The following is a 2,122-nucleotide window of genomic DNA, read 5'->3' as shown; positions in this document are numbered from 1 at the left end:
CGCCTCGGCCTTCTTCTCCACCTGCTCCACCGCCTTCAACAGGGGGGCGAGCGAGGAGGGCAGCTCCAGCCGGCCCTTCCGCACCTGGCTGAGCACGGCCTCGCCCAGCTCGCGCAGCGCGCGCTCCTTCTCCTTCTGGATGAAGTCGTGCTGCGTCTTGGCCCGGGCCAGCTCGGCGTGCTTCTCCACCTGCTGGCGCAGCTGGGTCATCTGGGACTGGGCGCTCTGGAACGCCTGCTGGATCTGACGCAGGGTCTCGGACTGCTTGGGGTCAGCGGCCACCGGGCGCAACCTCTCGGAAAAAGGACGCTTCCTGCGTAGCGTGCGCCCGCGGCGACTGTCAACTCCGCCTAGCCCTTGCGCAGGCGGGCGGCGAAGAAGCCGCCTCCCGGCACGCGAGGCGGCAGGGCCCTCAGGAAGGGGCCATCGCACAGCACCGCCGCCCGCTCTCCGAAGAGGGGCGCGAGCGGCTCCACGGTGAAGCCGGGCACCGCGGCGAGGAAGTCCCGCACCACCGCGTCGTTCTCCTCGGGCAGCAGCGAGCACGTGGCGTACACCACCAGCGCCCCGGGCTTCACCTGCCCCGCCAGCTCCTTCAACAGGCCCAGCTGCGTGGCGTGGAACTCCTCCACCGACTTCATGGAGAGCTTCCACTTCTGATCCGGCTCCCGCGCCAGCGAGCCCGTCCCACTGCATGGCGCGTCCACCAGCACCACGTCCGCCTGTTCCAGCGTCAGCGGATGCGGGAAGGACACGTGGCGCAGCGAGAGTTCCCGGGCCCGCTCGCGCGCCTGCGCCAGCCGTCGGCGAGAGCGATCCCCCGCCAACACCTTGCCCCGTGCCCCCACCTCGTCCGCCAGCGCGAGCGTCTTGCCGCCCGCCCCCGCGCACACGTCCGCCACCGTCCGCCCCGCCAGCGAGCCCTCCAGCGGCCGACATGCCTCGACGATGAGCTGGCTGCCCACGTCCTGCACCTGGAGCCGGCCCTCCTTCATCACCCGTGTCTCGAAGACGCGGTGGCTCGCCTCGGTGATCCGCACCGCGTCCAGCGCCACGTCCACCGCCTCGGCGGAGACCTCCTCCTCGGCCAGCCTCGCCAGCACCTCGGCCCGCGTGCCCGAGGGCCGCGCCCGGAAGTGCAGCACCGGATCCTCGTCCAGCGCCGCCAGCATCGCCTCCACCACCGGCTCCGGGTGCAGCTCGGCCAGCCGCTGCACCAGCCAGTTGGGGAACGAGTAGCGCGTCGCCAACCACTCCGGGCCCGAGCCGGGCACCGCCGGCTCCGGCAGCGGCGCGTCCGCCATCCGGATCAGCAGATCATCCTTGATGGTGCGTGGCCGCACCGGGCCGGGGAGCTTCACCTCGGGGCCGCTGCGCGCCCAGCCCACGCCACAGAAGAGCCGGCGCCAGAGGACGTAGCGCACCAGGGCCAGGTCCTCCAGCAGGCCAATCTTCCCCGGCGGGTGTCCCAGCGTGCGCGAGGCGAGATCCAACAGGCGCATGTGCCGCGACATCTCGCGCACCGCGAGCGCCGTGAAGCGCCGCTCCTGGCCGCCCAGGCCCTCGGCCTCCTTCAGGGCATTGGCCAGCGCCAGCTTGAGGGGATCTCCCTTGAGCACCGAGAGGTGTGCCTGGAGGGCCGCGGTCGCCGCGCGCCGCGACGGGCGCCCCAGGTGCTCCGCGTCCAGGAATGTCGTCGGCCAGAGAGTGCTCACGCTCACCCGGTGGGGCTCCTACCCTCGCAGCGCCAGCGAGACGGCCAGGCACTCCGAATGGGTCCGCACCTCGCGCGGTCCGGCCGCCAGATAGAAATAGTGGGGCCCCACCCGCCGCTCGCCGTCCACCTCGAGCTCCCCCTCCAACAGCATCACGCCCGTCCGCCCGCGCTGCACTGGATGGGACGAGCCCACCCCCGGCGCCATCCTCACCCACAGCGGCCCGCCCGGCTCCTCCACCACCCGGATGCCTGGAGCGGCCTCGCGCCACGCCTCCTCCGAGGGCACCCGACCAGCCGCGAGCCCCTCCACCGCGCGCCGCAGGCCCAGGAAGCGCTCCACCAGGTCCATCATCTCGTCGATCTGGAAGGGCTTGGCGAGTACCGCGTCCGGCTCATGGGGCCGCA

Annotated in this window: 2 protein-coding genes and 1 pseudogene; all 3 read right to left on the bottom strand. The window is 72.6% G+C overall.

Features of this window, described 5'->3' with window-relative positions:
- Positions 1-282, bottom strand: a 282-nt coding sequence (locus VF794_RS40030; RefSeq protein WP_331119040.1) for a hypothetical protein, incomplete at its 3' end; no start/stop codon positions are given.
- Between the two features lie 68 nt (positions 283-350).
- Positions 351-1,715 carry an RsmB/NOP family class I SAM-dependent RNA methyltransferase gene (locus tag VF794_RS40025; RefSeq protein WP_331119042.1) on the bottom strand — a complete coding sequence of 455 codons (1,365 nt, stop codon included), beginning with the start codon at positions 1,713-1,715 and terminating at the stop codon, positions 351-353.
- A gap of 18 nt (positions 1,716-1,733) precedes the next feature.
- Positions 1,734-2,122, bottom strand: a pseudogene (locus tag VF794_RS40020) (response regulator); the annotation flags it as partial.

The sequence above is a fragment of the Archangium sp. genome, assembly GCF_036389735.1.
Lineage (GTDB): Bacteria > Myxococcota > Myxococcia > Myxococcales > Myxococcaceae > Archangium.
This window is presented reverse-complemented; position numbering and strand designations above follow the sequence as displayed.